Source organism: Terrabacter sp. 2RAF25, from assembly GCF_052115265.1.
In the GTDB taxonomy this organism is placed as follows: domain Bacteria; phylum Actinomycetota; class Actinomycetes; order Actinomycetales; family Dermatophilaceae; genus Terrabacter.
Genome location: NZ_JBFRGJ010000084.1, coordinates 1 through 354, shown reverse-complemented (window position 1 = coordinate 354; position 354 = coordinate 1). Strand labels below are relative to the sequence as shown.

1 protein-coding gene is annotated in these 354 nt (G+C 72.3%); it reads left to right on the top strand.

Annotation, left to right across the window (positions count from 1 at the left end; all coding sequences use genetic code 11):
* Positions 1-354: FAD-dependent oxidoreductase (locus AB4091_RS22055; RefSeq protein WP_442295085.1), on the top strand; the 354-nt coding region annotated here is incomplete at both ends.

Genomic DNA, 354 nt, shown 5'->3' with positions numbered 1-354 from the left:
GTGGAACTGGGCGGGCTGAACCTGCCCCCGAACTTCCACCGGTCCGAGGCGATGCTGAAGAAGGCCAAGGCCTTCCTGCCCGCGCTGAAGACCGAGGGTGGCGTGCAATGGATGGGCTTCCGCCCCTCGCTGCCCGACAGCCTGCCTGCCATCGGCCGCGCGCGGGCGACGCCCCGCGTGACCTATGCGTTCGGGCACGGCCACCTCGGGAAGGCCTTCCTGCCCGCGCTGAAGACCGAGGGTGGCGTGCAATGGATGGGCTTCCGCCCCTCGCTGCCCGACAGCCTGCCTGCCATCGGCCGCGCGCGGGCGACGCCCCGCGTGACCTATGCGTTCGGGCACGGCCACCTCGGG